We start from the raw sequence: 23933 nt of genomic DNA, 5'->3' as shown, positions 1-23933 counted from the left end.
GTCACCTAATTTTTCTAACGCTAAATAGTTCCCATCACTTAAATGCTTAGGATTAAAAAAATTTAACTCCTCATGCTATATTGATTTCGGTTATTAAATCTCACGTTATTAGATATCTATTATGCTATCAAAAAAGCAAGTTAAAAATATTTTGTTAACTTTCTCATTTTTTTTGTTCGCGTCATTCATTCACCCTTTCCATTTTCACCCATATCGAACTTATTATCACGATGTGCTAACAGTGTTTGGTTTGTTGATTTTATTTGGTTATCTTGCTAAAAATAAAGAGTCAGTCCTAATTTTTCCTAAATTATTATTTTTGCCACTTGGGATTGCTTTTTTTGTATTGATTCAAATCCTTTTTGGGTTTGTGATATTCCCGAATGATCTGATGCTTCCATTTATGTATTTCTTCCTGTTTGGTTTAGCGATCATTGTCGGAGCTACGTATGCAAAAGAGAATAATGGTATTGACGCTATTTGCCTTGCAGTTTCCGCCGCACATTTGCTTGCCGGGTTATTGTCTGTTGTCATGGAAATGATGCAAGTGATGGGCATTAATGCCATTCCTTTTGTGATGTTTATCTCAAGGGATGCGCAACCCTTTATGCGTCCCTATGCAAATGTAGCTCAGCCAAATCAATTGGCATTGTTATTATGTTTTTCTCTTGCTTCCATTTGGTGGCTATATCATCGTCAATTGCTCAGTAAATGGGCTAGTGGGTTGCTTGTATCCGTAATCTTATGGGGGCTAGCTCTGACGCAGTCACGAATTGGTTGGTTAATTGTCCCGATCTTCGGACTAATTAGTTTATTCAGAGTAGAGGGGGATCGACTAATCCACAAACAATTTTTGCTTTGTATGGTATTAATATATATCAGTTTTGTGATAAGTTTGCCAAGTTTGTCGCATTTTCTTGGTTTTACAAGTGGATCACTAGAAGAGCATGTAAGTGGACGTTCTGAGCGTATGGTTTTGATGCAGCAAGCTTGGCGTATGGCATCTCAACATCCATGGTTTGGTATTGGCTGGTTTGGATTTACTGCAGAGCAGGTAAGAATAGGGGCCGACTTTAGTGCAGCTACTTATGCAGAGCATTCGCACAACCTTCTTTTGAATTTTGCAGCTGAATTGGGATGGCCTGCAACGGTATTAATTTTTTTGTTCCTTACATTGTGGTACGTTAAATCTTCTTTAATGAACAAAATTACTATTGCTGGAAGATTTGCCACTTTGTTTTTCGCTGCTGCATTTATACATAGTCTCGTGGAATTTCCATTGTGGTATGCCTACTTCCTTATACCAATTGGCGTTTTGATGGGCATGGTTCATCAGCAACGCTGGCCATCAACTGGCGTTATAGTAAAACAGTGGCCCATCGCTACTGGATTCATGTTGTCTTGTACTGTACTTGCGCTTGTTACCTTAGATTATCAGAGAGTCTCTTTCGGGTTTAAAGTCATGCGAAGGGAGCAAATGGGTTATCAGGTCGACACAAAGGCGATGGATCAACCTCGTTTTACGGCATTTCCTCAATTTTTTGATTATTTTAAGTTTAGTAAATTGAGGGTTCATGAAAGAATGCTAGATTCTGACATTTCCTTGGCCGAGCATACTAGTCAACGTTTTGGATATGCGCATTTCTTAAATAAATTGGCGGAAATTTATGTGCTGAACGGTCAACCTGAAAAAGCCAGCAGGACCATGTTGACTTTGCAGCGCCTGCATCCGATTGTGTACCCTGAGTACTATGATTACTGGAAGGCGCAGGCGGCTTTGGATGCGCGGTATGCGGCGATTTTCAAAGCGATGCCGCCGCGTGATGCGCCTTAGTTGTCCAGTTGGTCGTGGCGGCTGAGTTAATTTACGCGTCGATCAGACTGACCCAATCGCCCGACTTGCCACCGTGTTTTTCCAACACCCGGATATCGCTCATGACCATGCCGCGATCGACGGCTTTGCACATGTCGTAGATGGTCAGCAAGCCTACCTGTACCGCTGTCAATGCCTCCATCTCTACTCCGGTTTTGCCTACTGTCTCGACTTGTGCGGTGCAGCTGATGCTGTGCTGGTCCGTGTCGATGCTAAAATCGACCGCAACGCGTGTCAGCGCCAGTGGATGACATAGCGGAATCAGGTCGCTGGTGCGTTTCGCGGCCATGATGGCGGCAATCCGTGCGATGCCGAGTACATCGCCTTTTTTTGCCGTGCCCTGGGTGATGATTGCCAGCGTTTCTGCTTTCATGCGGATAGTGCCGCTGGCGATGGCAATGCGATGGCTATCCTTTTTTTCTGCGACATCGACCATATGTGCCTGACCAGTGGCGTCAAAATGGGTCAATCCTTTGGAGTTGTCGTTTGTCATAGCGAGAAAATTAAAAAACTGAAGTGATAGAAACTATACGCAGCAACAAAAATGCCGGCCAGATCTGCGCAGGATTGTTTTGAAAACAATCCGGGAACAAATTGAATAGCGAAGTATCATAGCACTGTGAAACTGAATCTCCCACCATCCCCACTGAAAATCATGCGTCTCGCGGTACTGACTGCGAGCTGTTTTTTTTCTGCTTCGATCGCACCATCGCTTACCCTGGCGCAGAATTTACCCACGCTTGGCGATACGGAGCGGCAGGATTTATCGCCCTTGATGGAGCGCAAACTCGGTGAGCAGATCATGCAAAGTGTCAGGCGTGATCCCGATTATATGGATGATGCGCCTGTGTCCGAATACCTGAATCGACTGGGCAATCTGATGCTGGAAACGCGTCCCGATGCGCGCGGCGAGGCGATGTATAACTTTGAATTTTTTGCAGTGCGTGATCCGGTCTTGAATGCGTTTGCCTTTCCTGGCGGATTCATCGGGTTTCATTCTGGCTTGATTTTGGCGACGCAATCGGAATCCGAACTGGCCTCGGTCATGGGGCATGAAATTGGTCACGTCGCACAGCGGCATATCGCACGCATGATAGGCGGTCAAAAGGTCGATTCCCTGATCCCGATCGCGGCCATGATCCTGGCCGCATTGGCCGCAAAATCCAGTCCGGATGCCGCGATGGCCTTGGCAATCGGTGGGCAGGGCGTGGCGATACAGCGGCAATTGAATTTTAGCCGTGAGGCGGAGCGCGAAGCGGATCGTGTCGGTTTCCAGATCTTGCGGGATGCGGGATTTGATACGGCCGGCATGGTGTCTTTCTTCGGTCGCCTGCAAGTTGCGACGCGTAATTACAATGACACTGCGCCCGCTTATTTGCGTAGCCACCCTTTGACCAGCGAGAGGATGGCGGACATTCAGGCGCGCATGATAGATCAGCGTTATAAACAGCATGTAGATAGCCTGGAGTTCTCATTGGCCAAAGCGCGGGTGCGCGTGCTGCAGACCGATACGCCGCAAGGTTATATGGATGCCGCAACTTTCTTCGATACGCAGTTGAAGACCGATCAGGAAGATGGCAAGCTGGCTGCGCGTTATGGACAGGCGTTTTTGGCCTACAAGCAAAAAGAGTATGGGAAGGCGCAAGAATTGCTCGATAAAGTCGTCAAGCAGGTTGCGTCTTCTGCGAAACAAAAAACCGCGCTAAAAACGACCAGTATGTTTGCCAGTCTCGATATCGATATCAAGCTGGCGAGCAGGCAATATGATGCGGCGGTGAAGTTGGCAGAGCAGACCATGCAGCAATTGCCATTGTCGCGCGGCATTGTGTATCAATATGTGGATGCCTTATTGGCCGCGCAGCGTAATGAGGATGCAGCGCGCTTTTTACGCGATCAGGTACAGCTTTACCGGCAGGAGCCCAAGCTGCAAAATCAGTTAGGCAAGGTTTATGAACTGCAAGGCAAGCAGGCATTGCAGCATATTGCGCTGGCAGAGGCGTATGCGCTGAATGGCGCGTTGCCGGCTGCTTTGCAGCAACTCGATATCGCTCGTCGTGCGCCGGATGCGCAGTATTACGAGCAGGCCGTGATTGATGCGAAAGAGCGGGAATGGAAAGAAAAGCATAAGGAAGAACTGAAGGATGAGAAAAATCGCAAATAAGGCTGCGGTCTCTCATTAATTCTGGCGCGCAGATCGCTTGGGTGGATTGTGCGGTCGCCGGAATCACACGGTTTTTGCGCTGACCTCAGCCTGTGCCGGCGATGCAATATAAGCGCGCTTTTTCATCAAATCGGCTGCTTCAGATTTCTGTATCGGCACGGCAGCCTGGGCCGGCGGATGTAAATATAATGACGTTGTTTTTTCTGTGGAATGATCCAGCCAGGCAAGTAGTGCGTCATCGCTGACGAGCCGGTCATCCAGTTGCATCCACTCCAGGCAAATTGCCATATCCCTGTCATCCAGTTGCGCCAATATGTCCGCGTTTTCAAACAACAATGCACCGTGTTGGCTCAGATAAACATGCTGCAAATCGGTCAGCACTGCGCCTGATTGCACCACCAGACCTTGCGGTGTGACGCGGGCGATATACGGCGTGACTTCCAGTTCGATATACACGCGTTGCGGGCCGTTTTGAAAATACCAGCGTCCTTCATCGTCGCATTGATAATTGCGGTTGATAAAGCCCAGTAAAGCCGGATTGGTGATCTTCTCGCCCGGCTGCCCGAGCGCCTGAATGCGCTCATCGCGCATGCGCCAGTGGCCGCGCGCATCGAGCCCCAGCCAGCCATAGCAATGCGGTACATTCGGCCATTTGGCGATAGCGGCTTTGACGATCTCATCCATGCGGCACTTTCCTCATTAGCTTCGTTATGAGCCTTATCGATCTTGTTCAAAGAAATGCAAGATTTTTTGCGGCAGCCAACGAATGCTGCCCGGCAAGCTGCCAACCGCAAAGCCAACGTGACCGCCGTGTTTCGGATAATCGAGTGTGACATGCTTCGATGCTTTGCGGGGTAAATGTTGCCCCGGCAAAAAAGGATCATTTTGTGCATTCATCACCAGGGTCGGTACACGGATATCTTCAAGTACATGCTTGGCGCTGGCGCGGTTCCAATAATCCTCGGTATCGAGATAACCATGTAAAGGTGCCGTCACGACATTGTCGAATTCATAGAGATTTTTTGCGTTCAGCATGGCATCGCGATTAAACAAACCCGGAAACTGATGCAGTTTTTGCAGGCACTTGGGCTTCAAGGTTTTTAGAAACATTTTGGTATACACCATGTTGAAGCCGCTCGATAGCGACGCGCCGCCTTGCGCCAGATCGAGCGGTGCCGAGATTGCGCATGCTGCGTCTACGATGCTGGCCTGCTGCGGCGATTCGCCTAGCCAGCGTAGCAGGGCATTACCGCCGAGCGAGACGCCGGAAGCATAAAATTTGCCGCTGCCCTGGCGAGCGCGGAATTGCTGATGCAGTTTTTGCACAACCCAGGCAATTTCTTGCGCATCGCCTGAATGATAAAAACGCGGCGCCTGATTCAGTTCGCCCGAGCAGCCGCGAAAATGCGGCACCGCGCCGGACCAGCCTTGTTCCTGTAGCAATGCCATCAGGGCTCGTGCATAGTGACTGTCGCTGGATCCTTCTAATCCATGAAACATCACGACAAAGGGTTGATCGATGGCGCCATCGACGAAATCGACATCGATAAAATCGCCATCCGGCGTATCCCAGCGTTCGCGCCGGAATGCGACTTCAGGTTTGCTGATATACAGCGCGGGGTAGATGGTTTGCAGATGGCCGGAAGGCAGCCATCGTGGTGCGATGTAGTGCATAAATAAAAACGATCAGTGCAATACGCTTGCTTTAAATGAATCAATCGGTGGTTTGCCCGCTGCCACAGACGCATGGTGCATGGCGATGCGCCAGCCATGCGGTGTTTTGACATAAATATTGGTCGCCAGGATATGGACTTCTTGCGCGCCATCGTTGGTGCGATGGACTTCCTCGATGATGCTGTGTACCGCTGTCATCAGATTATGTGTCGCATGCAATTGCACCGGCTGGATATGCACGCTGCCGCGCTCGAAAATCGCTTCCCAGGAACGGCGGATCGCAGCATGGCCGATCTGTCTGGTTGAGCCGGGATGGATGCAGACAACCTCTTCGTCCTCGGCCCACAGCGCCATCAAAGCATCGAGGTCGGCACGACTGATGGCGTCGTAAAAGGCGCTTTCTACTTCGTCGGCGCTGCCGTTGAGCTGCGTTTTTGCTGCCATGATGGATGTCTTCCGGGCTGTGTGCCGTTGAAACTGATTGGGTCGCGAATATTAATGATACTGGGTGGGAGTAGTTGGTAAATTCACCTGATGCCGCAAGTTGCATAAGGTAAATTCGATCTTAACTGCCTATACTCCCATATAAAACGGATATCGCCTAATGCGGAAACCTGTGTGAATTACTTCAGTGTCCCTTGATGACCGCGCCCGGCGCCAGCTTGTATTGGGTGCCGCAATACGAGCAGGTCGCTGAACCGCCGTGCGACAGATCGAGGTACACGCGCGGATGCGAAGACCACAGCGGCATTGCGGGATTCGGACAATATGCTGGCAAATCCTTGGCCTGCAGTTCGACGAGGTTGTTGTTTGAGGTGCTGGTAGCTGACATGAATTTCTCCGGTTATCTCTTTTGGGTAGCTTGAAGTATCTTGGTTTAGCGTGATTTTAACGGATTGCGCAGGGCGTGCGGCAGCAGCGATTCACTTTCATCGGTAAAATGGGCAACTTTCCTGCATTTCCAAAGCTATTCATGAGTTTCGAGTCCGATAAGGCCGCTTTCCGAGAGGGATTTACAGTAGGCATCCCCAGTCTGTTTGGCATAGGCGCCTGGGGACTGGTGGTGGGAGTTGCCATGATCAAGGCGGGCCTTACCGTGCCACAGGCGCTGGGCATGACTTTCCTGGTGTTTGCCGGTTCGGCGCAATTGGCCTCGTTGCCGCTGATTGTGGCACATGCGCCGGCCTGGGTGATTTTTGCCACTGCTCTGGTGGTGAATTTGCGTTTTGTGATTTTTTCCGCAATTCTGGCGCCGCACTTCGCGCATTTGCCGTGGCGTACGCGGGCCTACCTCGGTTATTTTTCCGGCGATATTTCGGTGGCCTTGTTCATACAGCGTTTTCCCGGTTTTGGTCATGAAAAAGGTAAATTGCCTTACCTCAAAGGTTTGATCATCCCGAACTGGGCGTCCTGGCAAATTGGTTCCGTGGTGGGCATTTTGCTTGGCAGCCAGGTGCCGATGAGTTGGGGGCTGGGTTTTGCCGGGACTCTGGCTATTTTATGCATCATGCTGCCGCTGGTGATGAATAAGGCGGCGATGGCCGGCGTCGCAGTGGCGGGCGTGGTGGCGCTGTTGCTGGTGAATTTCCCTTATAAGCTAGGCTTGCTGGTGGCGGTCGTGCTTGGCATGGGGGCGGCGATGGCATCCGAAGAATGGCTGGAAGCCAGGGCGTCCAGGAAGCAGGATGCCGGCACACAGGATAACGGAGACGCACATGAGTGACGCAGAAATATGGCTGGTGATCGTCTTGCTGGCAGTCGCGACCTTCATTGCCAGAAGTTCATTCTGGCTGGTGGGGCACCATATAAATTTGCCAAAAAGGGTGCAGGAAGCACTGCGCTACGCACCTGCCTGCGCCCTGGCAGCGATTATCGTGCCGGACTTGCTGATGAATAACGGCCATATTGCGTTCAGCATCGAGAATCCCAAATTGCTGGCAGGCCTGGCGGCGACTGCGTTTTTTCTGGTCAAGCGGAATATGTTGCTGACTATTTTCTTTGGCATGGCGGTATATACCTACATTCGCCTGGGATTGTAAAATGCACATCTATTTCAAGCAAAACCTGCTAAAAACGGTGTAGTCCGGGACGGGTGTTTGGTAGAATACGGGACTTAGCTTTTTCTCCCACCTCATTCATTCGCCACCTCCATGCAATTTAATCGACTCAGCGACCTGATCGCCGCCAACCAACTCCAGGGCAAGCGCGTATTTATCCGTGCAGATTTGAACGTGCCGCAGGACGATAGCGGCAACATCACCGAAGATACCCGCATCCGCGCCTCAGTCCCGGCGATTTTGCAGGCATTAAAAGCAGGCGCCGCCGTGATGGTGACTTCGCATCTGGGGCGTCCTACCGAAGGCGAGTTCAAACCTGCGGATAGCCTGGCACCGGTGGCAGTACGTTTGTCCGAGTTGCTGGGCATGCCAGTGGAGCTGAAACAAAATTGGCTGGCTGGCGTCGATGTTGTTGCCGGCCAGGTCGTCTTGCTGGAAAACTGCCGCGTCAACAAAGGCGAGAAAAAGAACGACGACGTCCTGGCGCAAAAAATGGCAGCCCTGTGCGACGTCTATGTGAACGACGCTTTTGGTACCGCGCACCGTGCCGAAGCCACTACCCACGGCATCGCCAAATATGCGAAAGTCGCTTGTGCCGGTCCTTTGCTGTCCGCCGAGCTGGATGCGCTTGGCAAGGCGCTTGGTCAACCGGCCCGTCCTTTGGTGGCGATCGTCGCCGGTTCCAAGGTGTCGAGCAAACTGACCATCCTCAAATCCCTGGCCGACAAAGTCGACCAACTGATCGTCGGCGGCGGTATCGCGAATACCTTCATGCTGGCCGCCGGTCTGAAGATCGGTAAATCGCTGGCAGAGGCCGATCTGGTCGATGAGGCGAAAGCGATTATTGACATGATGGCCAGGCGCGGCGCATCGGTGCCTATCCCGACGGACGTGGTCTGTGCCAAAGAATTTTCTCCCACCGCCGTGGCCACTGTCAAAGCCGTCGCTGACGTCGAAGCCGACGACATGATCCTCGATATCGGTCCGGTCACCGCAGCGACCCTGGCGGAACAAATCAAACAAGCCGGCACCATCGTCTGGAACGGTCCGGTCGGCGTATTCGAATTCGATCAGTTCGGTCACGGTACCAAGGTATTGGCGCATGCGATTGCGGAGTCCAGGGGCTTCTCGATTGCCGGCGGCGGCGATACCCTGGCGGCAATTGCCAAGTACCACATCACCGATAAAGTCGGCTACATCTCGACAGGCGGCGGCGCTTTCCTGGAGTTTTTGGAAGGTAAGACATTGCCAGCGGTAGAGATCCTGTTGCAACGTGCAGCGCAGTAAAAAAGCAGTTCTAGCAGTTATTAATATAAAAAATATCAGGAGACCAGATGTCACGCGGAACCAAAATTGTTGCAACGATAGGCCCAGCTTCTACTGAGTTAGCGATTCTAAAACGCATGCTGCAGGCAGGCGTCAACGTTGTCCGTTTGAATTTTTCGCATGGCAAGGCGCAGGATCATATCGATCGCGCCACGCTGGTCCGTCAGGCCGCAGCGGAATGCGGTCGCGAGATCGCGATCATGGCCGATCTGCAAGGCCCGAAAATCCGTATCGGTAAGTTTGAAAACGGCAAAATCGAGATCGCCAACGGCGACAAATTCATTCTCGATGCCGACTGCACGCTCGGCAACCAGGAACGCGTCGGCCTCGATTACAAAGCCTTGCCGCGCGACGTCAAGCCTGGCGATGTGCTGTTGCTGAATGACGGCCTGATCGTCCTGGTCGTTGAAAAAATCATCGGCAATGAAATTCATACCATCACCAAAATCGGTGGTGAGCTGTCGAATAACAAGGGCATCAACCGTCAAGGCGGCGGCTTAACTGCACCAGCCCTGACAGCCAAGGATATGGAAGACATCAAGACCGCGATGTCGTTCCAGGCCGATTATGTGGCCGTGTCTTTCCCGAAAAATGCGACCGACATGGAAATGGCGCGTCAGCTGGCGAATATCGCGGGCGAAGCCTACGCTCACAAGCCGATGATGATCGCCAAGATCGAGCGCGCTGAAGCGATTCCGCTGCTACAGGAAATCCTCGATGCGTCGGACGGCATCATGGTGGCACGCGGCGATCTGGCCGTAGAGGTCGGCAATGCGGCGGTGCCCGCCTTACAAAAACGCATGATCAAAATGGCGCGCGCTTCCAACAAGCTGGCGATCACCGCGACCCAGATGATGGAGTCGATGATCGTCAATGCAGTACCGACCCGCGCCGAAGTATCCGACGTTGCCAATGCGGTGCTCGACGGCACCGATGCCGTCATGACATCCGCCGAAACCGCATCCGGTAAATACCCGGTCGAAACGGTCGAGGCGATGGCGGCGATTTGCGTGGAAGCGGAGAAATTCCAGGAGTGCAAGCTCGATGCGGATTTCCTGAACCAAACCTTCACCCGCATCGACCAGTCGATCGCCTATGGCGCCCTGTTCACGGCTTACCATTTACGGGTGAAAGCGATTGTGGCATTGACCGAATCCGGCTCTACCGCTTTATGGATGAGCCGTCACAATATCGATATTCCTTTATTTGCGCTGACGCCTAGCATTGCGACGCAACGCAAAGTAGCTCTGTATCGCAATGTACAAACGTATACTTTGCCGCATTCTAATGATCGTGAGCTTGTGCTCAAATCGGCAGAGAATATCCTGCTTGAAAACGGTGTTGTCAGTAAAGGCGATATGATCGTCGTTACCTGGGGCGAACCTATGGGGCAGATAGGCGGCACTAACGCGCTGAAGATCGTCAAAATCGGTGGCAACTAGATGATGACAATTAGCGGCAAAGATTTTTAATCGTACTTCTGGAGTTTTATTATGCCTCTCGTATCCATGCGTCAATTGCTGGACCACGCCGCCGAAAACGGCTACGGTTTGCCAGCCTTCAACGTCAACAACCTGGAGCAGGTCACCGCCATCATGCAAGCCGCCGATGAAGTCGGCGCGCCGGTCATCATGCAGGCCTCGGCCGGTGCCCGCAAATACGCAGGTGAAGCTTTCCTGCGCCACCTGATCGAAGCCGCGGTTGAAGCCTATCCGCACATCCCGGTCGTGATGCACCAGGATCACGGCCAGTCGCCGGCAGTTTGCATGGCGGCGATCAAATCCGGCTTCACTTCGGTGATGATGGACGGCTCGCTGATGGAAGACGGCAAGAGCGTCGCCAGCTATGAGTACAACGTGGAAGTCTCGCGCGAAGTGGTGAAGTTCGCACACTCTATCGGCGTGACGGTGGAAGCCGAACTCGGCGTGCTCGGTTCGCTGGAAACCATGATGGGCGACAAGGAAGATGGCCACGGCGCCGACGGCAAGATGACCCGCGAGCAATTGCTGACCGACGTCGATCAGGCTGCCGATTTCGTCAAGCTGACCCAGTGCGACGCGCTGGCGATTGCGATCGGCACCTCGCACGGCGCCTACAAGTTTTCACGCAAGCCTACCGGCGATATCCTGGCGATAGACCGCATCAAGGAAATCCACGCAAGGATTCCCAACACGCATCTGGTGATGCACGGTTCTTCTTCGGTACCGCAAGAATTGCTCGAAGAAATTCGTCAATTCGGCGGCGACATGAAAGAAACCTATGGCGTACCGGTCGAAGAAATCGTGATTGGCATCAAGCATGGCGTGCGCAAGATCAATATCGATACCGATATCCGCCTGGCGATGACCGGCGCAATCCGTCGCTACCTGGCTGAAAATCCGGGCAAGTTCGATCCGCGCGATTACCTGAAGCCTGCGCGCGAAGCCGCCAAACTGGTCTGCAAGGCGCGCTACCTGTCTTTCGGTTGCGAAGGCCAGGCGGGCAAGATCAAGCCGGTTCCGCTGGAAAAAGTTGCGGAGCAATACAAAAAAGGTAGCCTGGCTCAGTTGGTGAAATAAGTCGCTGCTTAAGCAACTGCAGCGGAAACGTAAGTTAGTTATTAAGTCATGTGCAGTAAATCTGACTAATTCTGTTCTCCAGGCTGCATTCCCTCTCCCGCCAGCGGGAGAGGGAATTAATTCAGGCTTACTTGATGGGCCTAAGATTAATGGGCATGTGATGTTAAGCAAAATTAGCAACGATTTTATTGAGTTCAAAAAGACGGGGCGCGCAGTGCGCCCTGCGTACTTTTAAAAAGTAAATATGATGACGACGCAAATCAATTCCACTCTGCATTCCTTGCCGCTGTTAGGTCGCGGCAAAGTCCGTGACAACTACGCCGTCGGCGAAGACAAACTCCTGATCGTTACCAGCGATCGTTTGTCGGCGTTCGATGTGATCATGAATGAACCGATCCCCGATAAAGGCCGGGTGCTGAATCAGATGGCGAATTTCTGGTTTGAAAAACTCGGTCATATCGTGCCGAATCATCTGACCGGCATCGCCCCGGAATCCGTGGTTGCCGCCGATGAAGTTGAGCAGGTGCGTGGCCGTGCGGTGGTGGCGAAGCGCCTGAAACCGATCATGGTCGAAGCGGTGGTGCGCGGCTATATCATCGGCTCGGGCTGGAAAGATTATCAGGACAGCGGGGCGATTTGCGGCATTACTTTGCCTGCGGGTTTGCCGCAGGCGGCGAAGTTGCCCGCACCGATCTTCACGCCGGCAGCCAAGGCTGAGATGGGCGCGCATGACGAGAACATCAGCTATGCCAAAACTGAAGAATTGATCGGCAAGGAACTCGCTGCCCAGATCCGCGACATCAGTATTCAGCTCTATACCGAAGCGGCGAATTATGCCGCCACGCGCGGCATCATCATCGCCGATACCAAGTTTGAATTCGGCCTCGACGACGACGGCGTATTGCATCTGATGGACGAAGTGTTGACGGCGGATTCTTCGCGTTTTTGGCCTGCGGATTCTTACGCCACCGGCATCTCGCCGCCCTCGTTCGACAAGCAATTCGTGCGCGATTATCTGGAAACGATCACCAGTTGGAACAAGACCGCGCCGGCCCCAAATCTGCCTGACGACGTTGTGCAAAAAACCGCTGCCAAATACCGCGAAGCGCTGGAGCGCCTGACCGGTGAGAGCTTGAAGGCCTGATCATGACGCAAGCAAATCAAGCCGCAGTCCTTCCCGCAGTTGTTCCAGCGTTGGTCGGTGTCGTCATGGGTTCTTCTTCCGATTGGGAGGTGATGCAACATGCGGTTGCGGTGCTGAAAGAATTCGGCATCGCTTTTGAAGCGCAAGTGGTATCCGCGCACCGCATGCCGGACGAGATGTTCCGTTATGCCGAAACCGCGCGTGCACGTGGGGTATGTGCGATCATCGCCGGTGCCGGCGGTGCCGCGCATTTGCCCGGCATGCTCGCCGCCAAAACCATTGTGCCCGTATTGGGCGTGCCGGTGCCGTCGAAGTATTTGCGCGGCGAAGATTCTTTGCTGTCGATAGTGCAGATGCCTAAAGGGATTCCGGTGGCGACTTTTGCGATCGGTGAAGCCGGTGCCGCGAACGCCGCCCTGGCGGCGATTGCGATGCTGGCGACCACCGATGAGACCTTGGCGCAAAAGCTGATCGACTTCCGCCTCAGGCAAACGCAAGTCGCACGCGACATGGTATTGCCGGTGTAATTGGCGTGGCTGCACACATTGCCTGATGCGTCAGCATTGTGCTCGCACTGTCCTGCCGACGAATAGCGTTGATAAAGATACTCCTAGTGAGTATTTTTAAATACGGCAATAGAGTAATGCGGATTAAGCCAGTTTTTATCAATTTTATGGGGAGTATCTGTTTTCTCCCGTAATATCCGGCGCGATTATTTGCCCGTACAAGGGGCGCGCCGCTTTCAGTTTGACATCATGACTATCGATACCCAACCACACCCGCGTCAGCCGTTGCTGCCGAACACCGATCAAAGTTGCCTGGGCATTTTAGGCGGCGGTCAGCTCGGGCGCATGTTCGCGCATGCCGCGCAGTCCCTGGGTTATCAGGTGGCCGTGCTGGAGCCTGAGGCCGGATGTCCGGCCGGCCAGGTCGCCGAGCATCATCTGCAAGCCGCTTACGACAACCAGGATGCATTGGTCGCCTTGAGCAAACTCAGTCGCGCCGTGACCACAGAATTTGAGAATGTTCCGGCAGATAGTCTGACGATGCTGGCGCAACATGGCTTCGTTGCTCCGGCCGGCGGGTGCGTCTCGGTTGCGCAGGACCGCTTGCAGGAGAAAGAATTTTTCACCCGTTGCGCTGCGCATACCGGCGTGTTCCCGGCGCCGCATTGCAGGATCGCCGGTCCGGCTGAGGTTGCCAGTGCCAGCGAAAATCTATTCCCCGGCATTTTAAAAACAGTACGCATGGGCTACGACGGCAAAGGCCAGGTACGGGTGCGCACGCGCGACGAACTGGCGAGCGCTTTCGCGGGCATGAACGGTCAGGTCTGCGTGCTGGAAAAAATGCTGCCCCTAGCGTATGAAGTTTCCGTACTGGTGGCGCGCGGTGTCGATGGCCAGGCCGTGGTGTATCCGATTGCAGAAAACGTCCACCGCGACGGCATCTTGTTTACCACCACGGTGCCGAGTCCGAATCTCAGCGATGGCGTTGCCCATGCCGCGCAACAGGCAGCGCTCGACATCATCGCGGAACTCGGTTACGTCGGCGTGCTGTGCATAGAATTTTTCGTGCTGCAAGACGGCTCGCTGGTCGTGAATGAAATGGCGCCGCGTCCGCACAACAGCGGCCATTACACCATCGATGCCTGCATCACCAGCCAGTTCGAGCAACAAGTCCGCGCCCTCGCGCAATTGCCTCTGGGCGAAGTGCGCCAGCATTCGCCCGCCGTGATGCTGAATATACTCGGCGATATCTGGTTTGCAGGCGATGCCAGCACACCGCGTGAACCGGCCTGGGATCAGGTGCTGGCCCTGCCGGGCGCGCACCTGCATTTATACGGCAAGGCAGAAGCACGGCCTGCCCGCAAAATGGGCCATATTACCTTTGTTGCCGAAACACTGGATGCAGCACAAGCGACGCTGGCACAGGCTTGCGCGATCCTTGGGATTGCTGTCTGAGCAGCGCCGATATTGAAACATTCAACCGATATGAATCACCACGCATGAGTAACAACGGAAGTCCGGAATTATCCCAATCAATCGCGCAGCCGGTTACCCTCGCCGCGCAGCAACTCGCGGCCGGACAACTGGTCGCATTCCCTACCGAGACCGTGTATGGACTGGGTGCCGACGCTGAAAATCCGGCGGCGGTCGCAGCGATCTATGCGGCTAAAGGACGTCCGGCGAACCATCCCGTCATCGTGCATCTGGCGCCGGAAGCGGACATCGGCTATTGGGCCAAAGATATTCCGGCAGAAGCGCATCAACTGATTGCCGCCTTCTGGCCCGGGCCGCTGACCTTGATCTTGCAGCGTGCCGCGCATATTCCTGACGCCGTTTCCGGTGGGCAGGATTCGATCGGGGTGCGTTGTCCCTCGCATCCGGTAGCGCAGGCTGTATTGCGTGCTTTTAAACAAGGCAAAGGCGGCGTCGCTGCGCCATCTGCGAATAAATTCGGCCACGTCAGCCCGACCATGGCGCAGCATGTGCACGATGAATTTCCGGCTGAAATCGCGAACGGCATGATTGCCTCGGTACTCGACGGCGGGCAGAGCGAGGTCGGGATAGAATCGACCATCGTCGACCTGACGCGGCTGGCGACCCACGGTCCGGTATTGCTGCGGCCGGGGCATATTTCATCGGCCCAATTGAGCGCGGTCTTGGGAGTACCGATCGCTGCGCCGGACGCTGCCGCGCCGCGCGCATCCGGCACGCTCGATGCGCACTACGCGCCGAACACACCGGTGCTGCTGGTGGCCGATGCGGTCTTGGAAAACACCGTGCAGCAGTTGCTGGATGCCGGTAAAAAAGTTGCCGTGATGCGCTACCACGACCATCGTTCACAAACTGTACCGGCATTAGCGGGATTGAAAATTCTGGCAGCGGATCCGGCTGCCTATGCGCACGACCTGTATGCGGGTTTGCGCGAGCTGGATCATGCTCATGCCGATGTGATCCTGGTCGAAATGCTGCCCGACGACAACGCCTGGCAAGGCGTGAATGATCGCTTGCGCCGCGCAGCGTTTGATTCCAGGGATGTATTGCAGAAGTTGCTGAAGAAGCCGGTGTAAGTAGTTTATTTTTTTAAGCAGTTTTTAAACAGTTTATTTATACACCAGCTTCATCACCAGAATAAAAATCGCCAGCACCAGGGTAATAAAATTCGCGATGATGATAGGCAGTGCATGCAGCATCAAACCGTAGGCCAGCCACATCGCAATGCCGCCGACCAGGATCACGTACATGCCGAGCGATACGCCTTCAGCGCGTTTGCGTCGCCAGGTCAGCCATGCTTGCGGGATAAAGGCGCTGGTGGTCATGCAGGCAGCGAGATAACCGATGAGATCGGTGAGTGGTGCGGTCATAAGATTCAGAAAATTATTTGGAAGGCGCTAAAAACTGACCCGAGTGGAAGACCAGCGGCGCTTGCGGCGTGAACTCGCAATGCTCGACTTCGCCGACAAAGATCACATGGTCGCCTTCGGGATAGCGGCTGCGATTATGACACTCAAACCACGCCGATGCACCAACTAAAATCGGATGACCGGTGCGCGACAAGCTGTATTCGACACCTTCAAAACGGTCTTTTTTCTTGCCGGCGAACTGTTCCGCCAGCCAGGCTTGTTCGGCAGACAGGATGTTCACCACATAATGCGAATTGCCGCTAAATACCGGCATGCTGGTCGCGCTATGCGCCAGACTCCACAGCACCAGCGGCGGATCAAGCGATACTGAATTGAACGAACTGGCCGTCAAGCCCAGGAAAGTCCCGTCGCCGAGGCGCGTTGTAATGACGGTCACGCCGGTCGCAAACTGCGACAAAGCTTGACGAAAATGGCGGGTATCGAATGCGCGCGTAGCGGCGCGGGGAGAGCGAGTGTGCATCAGGATTCCACAATTATTTGGGGCATTATGCCAAATAAGTCGGCCTAACGTGAGTCCGTTCAGCGCTTCGGCCCGCATGTGTTAAACTTGCGCCCTCAAAAGACCTTGCAGATATTGCATAAGTTGTTGATTTGTTTGTCTATTTTGAAGGAGGTAATCGTATGGCTTGTATGCTCGTACTGCGACGTTACTGCGCGCTGTTGCTGTTGCTTGGTTTAAGCCTGACCGTCGGCGTCGCTCATGCCGATCCGCGTGCTTTTCCTGCCGGAACCAAGCGCGGCGTGTTAACGGCCTCGGCTTACCCTGATATAGTGATTGACGGCAAAATCCGCAGAACCCAGCCTTCGACCCGGATCTATGATGAAGTGGGTTTGCTGGTATTGCCGGCGACCTTGCCATCGGCCACCCTGACGATCAATTATCTGGCAAACGATTACGGCGAGATTGAGCGTATCTGGATTTTGACAACGGAAGAAGCCAGGCAAGATATCAGCAAGCAAATTAAGCAGAATTAATGCGCTTGATAAGAAGATTTTTTGTGGATACATACATCGCCTAGCTAAAAATCCGATCTCAGCGCACATTAAAAAGAATTAAGTTTTATGCCAAAAAAAGTATTTATTAAAACCTTCGGTTGTCAGATGAACGAGTATGACTCGGACAAGATGAATGACGTGTTGCACGCCGCCGAAGGCATGATCAAAACCGACAGTGCAGAAGATGCCGATGTCATCCTGCTCAACACCTGTAGCGTGCGTGAGAAGGCTTCGGAGAAAGTGTTCTCGGATCTCGGTCGCCTGCGCGAACTCAAACGCGATAAGCCGGACCTGATCATCGGCGTCGGCGGCTGCGTCGCTTCGCAAGAGGGCGCGGCGATTATCAAGCGTGCGCCGTATGTCGATGTGGTGTTCGGTCCGCAGACCTTGCACCGCTTGCCGCAATTATTAAACGATCGCCGCACCAGCGGTCGTTCGCAGGTCGATATCAGTTTCCCCGAGATAGAAAAATTCGATCATTTGCCACCGGCCAAGGTCGAGGGCGCGACGGCCTTTGTGTCGATCATGGAAGGTTGCAGCAAGTATTGCAGTTATTGCGTGGTGCCGTATACCCGCGGTGAAGAAGTCTCGCGTCCGTTCAACGACGTGCTGGCGGAAGTCGCCGGCCTGGCCGCGCAGGGCGTCAAGGAAATTTCCCTGTTGGGCCAGAATGTAAACGCCTATCGCGGCAGCATGGAAGACGGCGAAATTGCCGATTTCGCGTTGCTGCTGGAATACATCGCCGAGTTCCCGCAGATCGAGCGCATCCGTTTCGTGACCAGTCATCCCAAGGAATTCAATCAGCGTCTGATCGATGCATTTGCCAGGATCCCGAAGATTGCGAACCATGTATTCTTGCCGGCGCAGCATGGCTCGGATCGTATCTTGTCCGCCATGAAGCGCGGCTATACCGCGATTGAATACAAATCGGTGTTGCGCCGCCTGCGTGCGGTGCGTCCCGATATTTCGATTTCATCGGACTTTATCGTCGGCTTCCCGGGCGAGACCCAGGAAGATTTCGATGCCTTGATGAAGCTGATCGACGACATCGGTTTTGACAATAGCTTCAGCTTTATTTTCAGTAAGCGCCCCGGTACGCCAGCCGCCAATCTGGCTGACGATACGCCGTATGAACTCAAGCTGAAACGCCTGCAACAACTGCAAGCCGTGATCGATAGCAATACCAAGAAATACAGCAATGCCATGATAGGCACGCTACAGCGCATTCTGGTGGAAGGCCCGTCGGTCAAGGATGTCAACGAGTTGCAAGGCCGTTCCGAGAATAACCGGGTGGTCAACTTCGCCGGCCCTGCCAGCCTGATCGGCCAATTGGTCAACACCAGGATTACCGAGTCTTACAATTACTCGCTGCGTGGCGAACTTGTTGCCGAACCGATAGAAAATTAATGAAACCAAAAACGCCAGTGCCTGTTTTGCACTTTATCCCGCAACCGATGGATAACACCAGGCTCGCCCATTTGTGCGGGCCTCTGGATGAAAACCTGCGCCAGATTTCGGCGGCTCTGGATGTCAGTATTTTCCGGCGCGGCGACAAATTTATCGTCAGCGGCAGCAATGCGCAAAGCGCGCTGGAGATGCTCGAACATTTTTATGTCAGGGCGAAAAAAATCATCTCGATCGATGAAGTGCAGTTAGCGCTGGTAGAACAACGCGCCAACGCTATTGCCAAGGCCCTTGCCGATGTCGGCGGCGATCCGGCGAGCGCAACAGATCAGGCAAAAAAGCCGCGTAAGCTGGTTAAGGTGGCTGAAGTATTAGAGCTGCCCGAAGAGGCAGAAGAGCCGGAGGATGTCGAGAGCCCCATACTCAAAACCCGTCGCAGCGATTTGCGCGGACGTACGCCGCATCAGAATTTATACCTGAAAGCGATTGTCGAGCATGACATCACCTTCGGTATCGGCCCTGCAGGTACCGGTAAGACTTATCTCGCGGTGGCCTGCGCGGTCGATGCTTTGGAGCGCGATGCAGTCAAGCGCATCATCCTGACCCGTCCGGCGGTAGAAGCCGGCGAGCGTCTGGGTTTCTTGCCGGGCGATCTGGCGCAAAAAGTCGATCCCTACCTGCGTCCTTTATACGATGCCTTGTATGACTTGCTGGGCTTCGATCGGACCCAAAAAATGTTTGAAAAACAGGCGATAGAAATTGCGCCGCTCGCGTATATGCGGGGCCGCACGCTGAATCATGCTTTCATCATTCTGGATGAAGCGCAAAATACCACGCCGGAACAGATGAAGATGTTCCTGACCCGGATCGGCTTCGGCAGCAAAGCCGTGATCACCGGCGATGTCACGCAGATCGATTTGCAGCGCGGACAACGCAGCGGCCTGGTCGATGCCTGCCAGGTATTGAGTGAGGTGCGCGGCATTGCATTCAATCGTTTCACCAGCGCCGATGTAGTACGCCATCCCTTGGTCGGCCGGATTGTCGATGCCTATGAAACTGCTAGCGCACATACTGCCGATCTGGGAAATCTGAAACATCCGACGCCACTGGCCTCGGCTCACCATAGCCGCAGAAAATAATCGCCGGGACTGACGAAAAATGCCCGGCGGCGTTTTTTTTACTGTCGATTCGTATCGGTTTTGTTGCCCCTAATTATCCAGAATTGCATTCGTAAAATATCCTAGAACTCTATTGCTGTTAAAACTCCCATGACTGCAAAACATAAGCTCACCCTGTCCGTGCAATATGCCGATCCCCGATTGAAAGAGGCATTGCCGCGCCCGTTGTTGCGCAAAACCATACAAGCGGCTTTGTTTGCGCCGGCAGAATTCACTTTGCGTTTTGTCGATGCCGAAGAAGGGCGGGGCTTGAACCGCGATTACCGCGGCAAGGATTATGCGACCAATGTATTGACCTTCGCCTACACCGAAGACGAAGAGGCTGAAGTCACCCAAGCCGATATTATTTTTTGTACCGACGTCTTGCTCAGCGAAGCGCAAGAACAAAAAAAATCCGTTGCGGCGCATGCCTTGCATCTGGTCGTGCATGGCGTGTTGCATGCGCAAGGTTATGACCATGAGACCGATGAAGAGGCCGAAGAGATGGAAGCCTTGGAGGTCGAGATTCTGGCCGATTTAGGCCTGGCGAATCCTTACCAATAGAACAGATCAAGCTTCGCCAAAAGAAAAAAGCTACGCACATTCATGCGTAGCTTTTTTTATGCCTCAGCAGAGCCGCTATGGCTAAGTCTCTTCCCCAGTCAGGCCTGGCGGTAATTATTCACCAGGCGATAGTTTCTGGCATAGATGGCAAACGCCAGTGCCGCCACTAAAGCAAAGCCTGCGAAGAAGAACATCTGGAAAGCGGTGACGCTGATGCCCGTGTTTTGAATCTGTTGGGTCACCGATTCGCTCTTTACGCTGGAATTGGCCAGCAATACCCATAAATTACCGATGGTGACGGACAAGTTCCAGAAGCTCATGATGACGCCCTTCATCGCCAGCGGCGCCTGGCTATAGGCGAATTCCAGGCCGGTGGTCGATACCAGGACCTCGCCAAACGTCAGCAGGGCGTACGGCAAAATTTGCCAGGTTATGGACAAGGCATTACCACCATCGATCGCGATCTGCATCATGCCGACCACGATCCAGGCGATGCCTGAGAAGGCGATGCCCAAGCTCATGCGGCGCAAGGCGGTCAGTTCCACACCGATGCGCTTTAAAATCGGATACAGGATCAGATTGTTAAAGGGAATCAGCAGCATCACCAGCATGGGGTTCAGCGCTTGCATTTGCGCAGACTGGAACCAGGATGGCTTGGTCATCTGATCGGCCTGCAATACCCAGGTCGAGGCTTTTTGATCGAACAGCGACCAGAACGGCGTGACCAGCGCGAACACCACCAGCAAACGCAATACCGAGCGCACGCCATCAACCGCTGCATCCGGATGCACGCCACGCGCGCGATCGAGTTGCAGCCAGGCGCCGGCACCGCCGAAACCGAGTATCAATACCAGCGCCAGACATAGGGCCGCAACGATGCCGATATCGGGGATCAGGAATAAGGCACCGATGGCCAGCACCATGCCCGATGCGGCGATCACAAAACCGCTGCGGGATTGGCCCGGCGCCGCAGTCATCAAGGCAGTGTGGATGACGTTCATGAAGGAGTCAGGATTCTTCGGTGCCGGTGCCATGTGCACATATTTTTTACGGGCCGACCAGAAAATGATGGTCGCAATCAACATCAGCAAACCGGGGATGCCAAACGCAATGCTCGCACCGTATTGCTTCAGGAAGATAGGCATCAGCAATGAGGCAAAGAAAGAGCCGAAATTGATGATCCAGTAAAAGCCGTCAAACACTTTTTGCGCCAGATGCTTATTGGTATTGTCAAACTGGTCGCCGACGAATGAGGCAACCAGCGGTTTGATCCCGCCCGATCCGAGGGCGATCAGGAAAAGCCCGGTATAAAAACCGTTCCGGTTATCGTCAAATATCGCCAGGCAGGCATGGCCTGCGCAGTACACCAGACTCAGCCAGAACACGGTATTGTATTTGCCGAAAAAGCGGTCCGCCAGCCAGCCGCCGAGCAGCGGGAAAAAATATACGCCGATCACGAAGGTATGAAAGACTTCCTTCGCCATGCCTTTACGCATGGATTCCGGCATCGACAGCAGCAGACTGGTGATCAGAAACGGCGTCAGGATATTCCGCATGCCATAGAAGCTGAAGCGCTCGCAGCCTTCATTCGCGATGATATAGGGTATCTGCGGTGGCATTTTTGCCTGATCCGGGTTTTCTTGGGTTTGACTCATTCAATTCTCCTGGCCTAACTTTTTTTGTAGTGTGTTAGAGATAGCCAACGGCCTCCGAAAAGGCCGTTGTGGATGACTGCAATAGCGAGTTTTGGCAACGCCGCTGATTGACCGAAAGCTGACGATGTCTGGCGGATGGCTGACATGAAAGCGAAGCAAGTGGTGCAGTATCCCTAGTTGCTCAAATATCTGTCAAGAAATAGTTGAAAATGAAAAGAAAAACGACAAAAAAATCGTAAGGATCTTGCCCGCTTTTCTTTCTATGGCTATTTGATTTGCATACTCATGGGTAGTATTTTTTATGACCGCCTTAAAATGCGCGGTAACAAGCCTATTTTTAGTGACTGTATGGGGAGTATATGTTTTGCCTTTGATTTGCGTCCTCAGCTATGTTGTTAGCGCCCGGTTTTCGCAAATACCTGTTCGAGTCGTTCCAGGCTCTGTTGCGGCCAGTACAATTTGCGGTCGTAATACTCGCTAACCGCTGGCGTGCTCGCCGGCAGGATGACCCAGGCTTGCTTGGTCGAGGTGAAAATATGGATATCCGGCGGCATCGTATTGGGCTCATCGAGCATGCCGACACGCACGAAGCGCAGCGCCTCGCCGGCACCGGCGTAATTGCTCCAGAGCGCGATTTTACAATGGCGGCAGCGGGCGATTTTTTGTCCCTTGCCGCTATTGCTGGGGGTGTCGATGAACTCTAGTTCGCCGGACAATAATTCGACCCGATCGGCTTCCAGCATGGCATTCAGGGCGAACGCCGTGCCTGTTTCGCGCTGGCACCAGGTGCAATGGCAGCAATTTACAAACAAGGGGGCGCTCAATATACGATAACGCACGGCGCGGCAGGTGCAGCCGCCTTCGATGGGGTAGGGGATCGTCATGCTGTTTGCTCCTTAAAGAGAGGTGTTGGATGTCACCCAATAATGCAGGTCGCGATGCGGATATGGTATGGGGCAAGGCTTTAAATCGCGCAAAAAACGCGCAAAATTTGGGGCGGGCCCGCATTTGTTGTATCCTATAGGATTGAAACAACGGCGTTAAGCCTTATATGCAAGAGCACTCTAGTAGCGTCAGACCATCTGACGTTAAACCACACAGGTCATTGTTTGAACGATTGACCGCACTGATTTCTCCCGAACCTGAGAACCGCGCTGAACTGCTGGAGGTCCTGCACGATGCGCAAGAACGTAACCTGATCGACGCCGACGCACTGGCGATGATAGAAGGGGTGTTCCAGGTATCTGACCTTGCTGCACGCGACATCATGGTGCCGCGTTCCCAGATGGACGTGATTGACATTTCCAAGCCGATTGAAGAATGGATGCCTGAGGTCTTGTCGACCGCGCATTCGCGCTTCCCAGCGATCGAAGGCGATCGCGATAAGGTAGTCGGAGTCCTGCTGGCTAAAGACCTGTTGCGCTATTACGCCGAAGAATCCTTCGATGTACGCGTGATGTTGCGGCCGGTGGTGTATATCCCGGAATCGAAACGCTTGAATATTCTGCTGCGTGACTTCCGCGCCAATCGTAATCATATGGCGATGGTGGTCGATGAATATGGCGGCATCGCCGGCCTGATCACCATCGAAGACGTGCTGGAGCAGATCGTCGGCGACATCGAAGACGAATATGATTTCGATGAAGAAGAAGACAATATCATTGTCCTGGAAAATAACGGCGACGGCGTGCGCTGGCGGGTTAAGGGTCTGACAGAGATCGAACAATTCAATACGGTGCTGGGTTCGCATTTTTCAAATAAAAAACTCGATACTATTGGCGGTTTTGTGACCAATTATCTTGAGCATGTGCCGCATAAGGGGGAGGAGTTCAATATCGGCAATCTGCATTTTGAAGTCTTGCGTGCCGATGCGCGCCAGGTGCAAATTTTATTGGTCGAAAAACGCCCGGTGCTGGCAGCGGATGAACAAGGTTGAG

At 53.4% G+C, this 23933-nt stretch carries 25 protein-coding genes; 16 read left to right on the top strand and 9 right to left on the bottom strand.

Going from position 1 to position 23933, the window contains the following annotated elements; all coding sequences use genetic code 11:
• Positions 1-121: 121 nt before the first annotated feature.
• Positions 122-1834: a PglL family O-oligosaccharyltransferase gene (locus LPB67_RS12320; protein WP_262837557.1), complete on the top strand. Its 1713-nt coding sequence runs from the start codon at positions 122-124 to the stop codon at positions 1832-1834.
• Between the two features lie 31 nt (positions 1835-1865).
• Here the strand turns inward: LPB67_RS12320 and moaC are convergent, their stop codons facing one another.
• Positions 1866-2366 carry a cyclic pyranopterin monophosphate synthase MoaC gene (gene moaC, locus LPB67_RS12315; RefSeq protein ID WP_262837556.1) on the bottom strand — a complete coding sequence of 167 codons (501 nt, stop codon included), beginning with the start codon at positions 2364-2366 and terminating at the stop codon, positions 1866-1868.
• Positions 2367-2528: 162 nt separating this feature from the next.
• Between moaC and LPB67_RS12310 the strand changes: the two genes are divergently transcribed.
• Positions 2529-4034, top strand: a complete 1506-nt coding sequence (locus LPB67_RS12310) for a M48 family metalloprotease (RefSeq protein ID WP_262837555.1) — start codon at positions 2529-2531, stop codon at positions 4032-4034.
• A gap of 63 nt (positions 4035-4097) precedes the next feature.
• Here the strand turns inward: LPB67_RS12310 and LPB67_RS12305 are convergent, their stop codons facing one another.
• The 4 genes from LPB67_RS12305 to LPB67_RS12290 all read right to left on the bottom strand — a co-directional run bounded on the left by LPB67_RS12305 (position 4098) and on the right by LPB67_RS12290 (position 6540).
• A complete protein-coding gene (locus tag LPB67_RS12305; protein WP_262837554.1) occupies positions 4098-4718 on the bottom strand; it encodes a DUF2946 family protein in 621 nt (206 codons plus the stop codon).
• Between the two features lie 33 nt (positions 4719-4751).
• On the bottom strand, positions 4752-5708 hold the full coding sequence (locus LPB67_RS12300; protein ID WP_262837553.1) for a YheT family hydrolase: 957 nt from the start codon (positions 5706-5708) through the stop codon (positions 4752-4754).
• Positions 5709-5720: 12 nt separating this feature from the next.
• The gene (locus LPB67_RS12295) at positions 5721-6152 is read right to left on the bottom strand and encodes a YybH family protein (RefSeq protein ID WP_262837552.1); all 432 of its coding nucleotides are present in this window, start codon (positions 6150-6152) and stop codon (positions 5721-5723) included.
• A gap of 184 nt (positions 6153-6336) precedes the next feature.
• Positions 6337-6540, bottom strand: a complete 204-nt coding sequence (locus tag LPB67_RS12290; protein ID WP_262837551.1) for a zinc-finger domain-containing protein — start codon at positions 6538-6540, stop codon at positions 6337-6339.
• A 141-nt stretch (positions 6541-6681) separates the two neighbouring features.
• On the opposite strand from LPB67_RS12290, the gene LPB67_RS12285 reads away from it, so the two are divergent.
• The 9 genes from LPB67_RS12285 (at position 6682) to LPB67_RS12245 (ending at position 15866) form a co-directional block, all read left to right on the top strand.
• Positions 6682-7431, top strand: coding sequence for an AzlC family ABC transporter permease (locus LPB67_RS12285; protein ID WP_262837550.1), 750 nt, complete (start codon positions 6682-6684; stop codon positions 7429-7431).
• The gene (locus tag LPB67_RS12280; RefSeq protein ID WP_262837549.1) at positions 7424-7747 is read left to right on the top strand and encodes an AzlD domain-containing protein; all 324 of its coding nucleotides are present in this window, start codon (positions 7424-7426) and stop codon (positions 7745-7747) included. Before LPB67_RS12285 ends, LPB67_RS12280 begins: the two co-directional genes overlap by 8 nt.
• 111 nt (positions 7748-7858) lie before the next feature.
• Positions 7859-9052, top strand: coding sequence for a phosphoglycerate kinase (locus tag LPB67_RS12275; RefSeq protein ID WP_262837548.1), 1194 nt, complete (start codon positions 7859-7861; stop codon positions 9050-9052).
• 47 nt (positions 9053-9099) lie between these two features.
• Positions 9100-10533, top strand: coding sequence for a pyruvate kinase (gene pyk, locus LPB67_RS12270; RefSeq protein WP_262837547.1), 1434 nt, complete (start codon positions 9100-9102; stop codon positions 10531-10533).
• Between the two features lie 51 nt (positions 10534-10584).
• The gene (fba, locus tag LPB67_RS12265) at positions 10585-11649 is read left to right on the top strand and encodes a class II fructose-bisphosphate aldolase (RefSeq protein ID WP_262837546.1); all 1065 of its coding nucleotides are present in this window, start codon (positions 10585-10587) and stop codon (positions 11647-11649) included.
• Positions 11650-11896: 247 nt separating this feature from the next.
• A complete protein-coding gene (locus LPB67_RS12260; protein ID WP_262837545.1) occupies positions 11897-12793 on the top strand; it encodes a phosphoribosylaminoimidazolesuccinocarboxamide synthase in 897 nt (298 codons plus the stop codon).
• A 2-nt stretch (positions 12794-12795) separates the two neighbouring features.
• Positions 12796-13320, top strand: a complete 525-nt coding sequence (purE, locus tag LPB67_RS12255) for a 5-(carboxyamino)imidazole ribonucleotide mutase (protein WP_262837544.1) — start codon at positions 12796-12798, stop codon at positions 13318-13320.
• 228 nt (positions 13321-13548) lie between these two features.
• Complete coding sequence (locus LPB67_RS12250) at positions 13549-14754, top strand: 5-(carboxyamino)imidazole ribonucleotide synthase (RefSeq protein WP_262837543.1); 1206 nt, start codon at positions 13549-13551, stop codon at positions 14752-14754.
• Between the two features lie 44 nt (positions 14755-14798).
• On the top strand, positions 14799-15866 hold the full coding sequence (locus LPB67_RS12245) for an L-threonylcarbamoyladenylate synthase (protein WP_262837542.1): 1068 nt from the start codon (positions 14799-14801) through the stop codon (positions 15864-15866).
• A 33-nt stretch (positions 15867-15899) separates the two neighbouring features.
• Here LPB67_RS12245 and LPB67_RS12240 read toward each other — a convergent pair whose 3' ends face one another.
• Both LPB67_RS12240 and LPB67_RS12235 read right to left on the bottom strand, forming a co-directional pair.
• Positions 15900-16160 carry a SemiSWEET transporter gene (locus LPB67_RS12240; protein ID WP_262837541.1) on the bottom strand — a complete coding sequence of 87 codons (261 nt, stop codon included), beginning with the start codon at positions 16158-16160 and terminating at the stop codon, positions 15900-15902.
• A 13-nt stretch (positions 16161-16173) separates the two neighbouring features.
• Entirely contained in the window at positions 16174-16680 is a 507-nt protein-coding gene (locus LPB67_RS12235) for a flavin reductase family protein (RefSeq protein ID WP_262837540.1), read from the bottom strand.
• A 161-nt stretch (positions 16681-16841) separates the two neighbouring features.
• Here LPB67_RS12235 and LPB67_RS12230 point away from each other — a divergent pair, with 161 nt between their 5' ends.
• From LPB67_RS12230 to ybeY, 4 genes are all read left to right on the top strand, one after another.
• Positions 16842-17195 (top strand): hypothetical protein, encoded by a 354-nt coding sequence (locus tag LPB67_RS12230; protein WP_262837539.1) that lies wholly within the window; start codon positions 16842-16844, stop codon positions 17193-17195.
• An 87-nt stretch (positions 17196-17282) separates the two neighbouring features.
• A complete protein-coding gene (gene miaB / locus LPB67_RS12225) occupies positions 17283-18623 on the top strand; it encodes a tRNA (N6-isopentenyl adenosine(37)-C2)-methylthiotransferase MiaB (protein WP_262837538.1) in 1341 nt (446 codons plus the stop codon).
• On the top strand, positions 18623-19759 hold the full coding sequence (locus tag LPB67_RS12220; protein WP_262837537.1) for a PhoH family protein: 1137 nt from the start codon (positions 18623-18625) through the stop codon (positions 19757-19759). Before miaB ends, LPB67_RS12220 begins: the two co-directional genes overlap by 1 nt.
• Positions 19760-19888: 129 nt before the next feature.
• A complete protein-coding gene (gene ybeY, locus LPB67_RS12215) occupies positions 19889-20341 on the top strand; it encodes an rRNA maturation RNase YbeY (RefSeq protein WP_262837536.1) in 453 nt (150 codons plus the stop codon).
• Between the two features lie 98 nt (positions 20342-20439).
• Here the strand turns inward: ybeY and LPB67_RS12210 are convergent, their stop codons facing one another.
• On the bottom strand, positions 20440-21996 hold the full coding sequence (locus LPB67_RS12210) for an oligopeptide:H+ symporter (protein ID WP_262837535.1): 1557 nt from the start codon (positions 21994-21996) through the stop codon (positions 20440-20442).
• A 395-nt stretch (positions 21997-22391) separates the two neighbouring features.
• Positions 22392-22880: a GFA family protein gene (locus tag LPB67_RS12205; protein WP_262837534.1), complete on the bottom strand. Its 489-nt coding sequence runs from the start codon at positions 22878-22880 to the stop codon at positions 22392-22394.
• A gap of 167 nt (positions 22881-23047) precedes the next feature.
• Here LPB67_RS12205 and LPB67_RS12200 point away from each other — a divergent pair, with 167 nt between their 5' ends.
• Positions 23048-23932 (top strand): HlyC/CorC family transporter, encoded by an 885-nt coding sequence (locus LPB67_RS12200; RefSeq protein ID WP_262837533.1) that lies wholly within the window; start codon positions 23048-23050, stop codon positions 23930-23932.
• Position 23933: the final 1 nt, after the last annotated feature.

It is taken from the genome of Undibacterium sp. Jales W-56 (genome assembly GCF_025548535.1).
Lineage (GTDB): Bacteria > Pseudomonadota > Gammaproteobacteria > Burkholderiales > Burkholderiaceae_D > Undibacterium.
The sequence above is the reverse complement of the archived record's forward strand: the minus strand, read 5'-3'. Positions and strand labels throughout refer to the sequence as shown.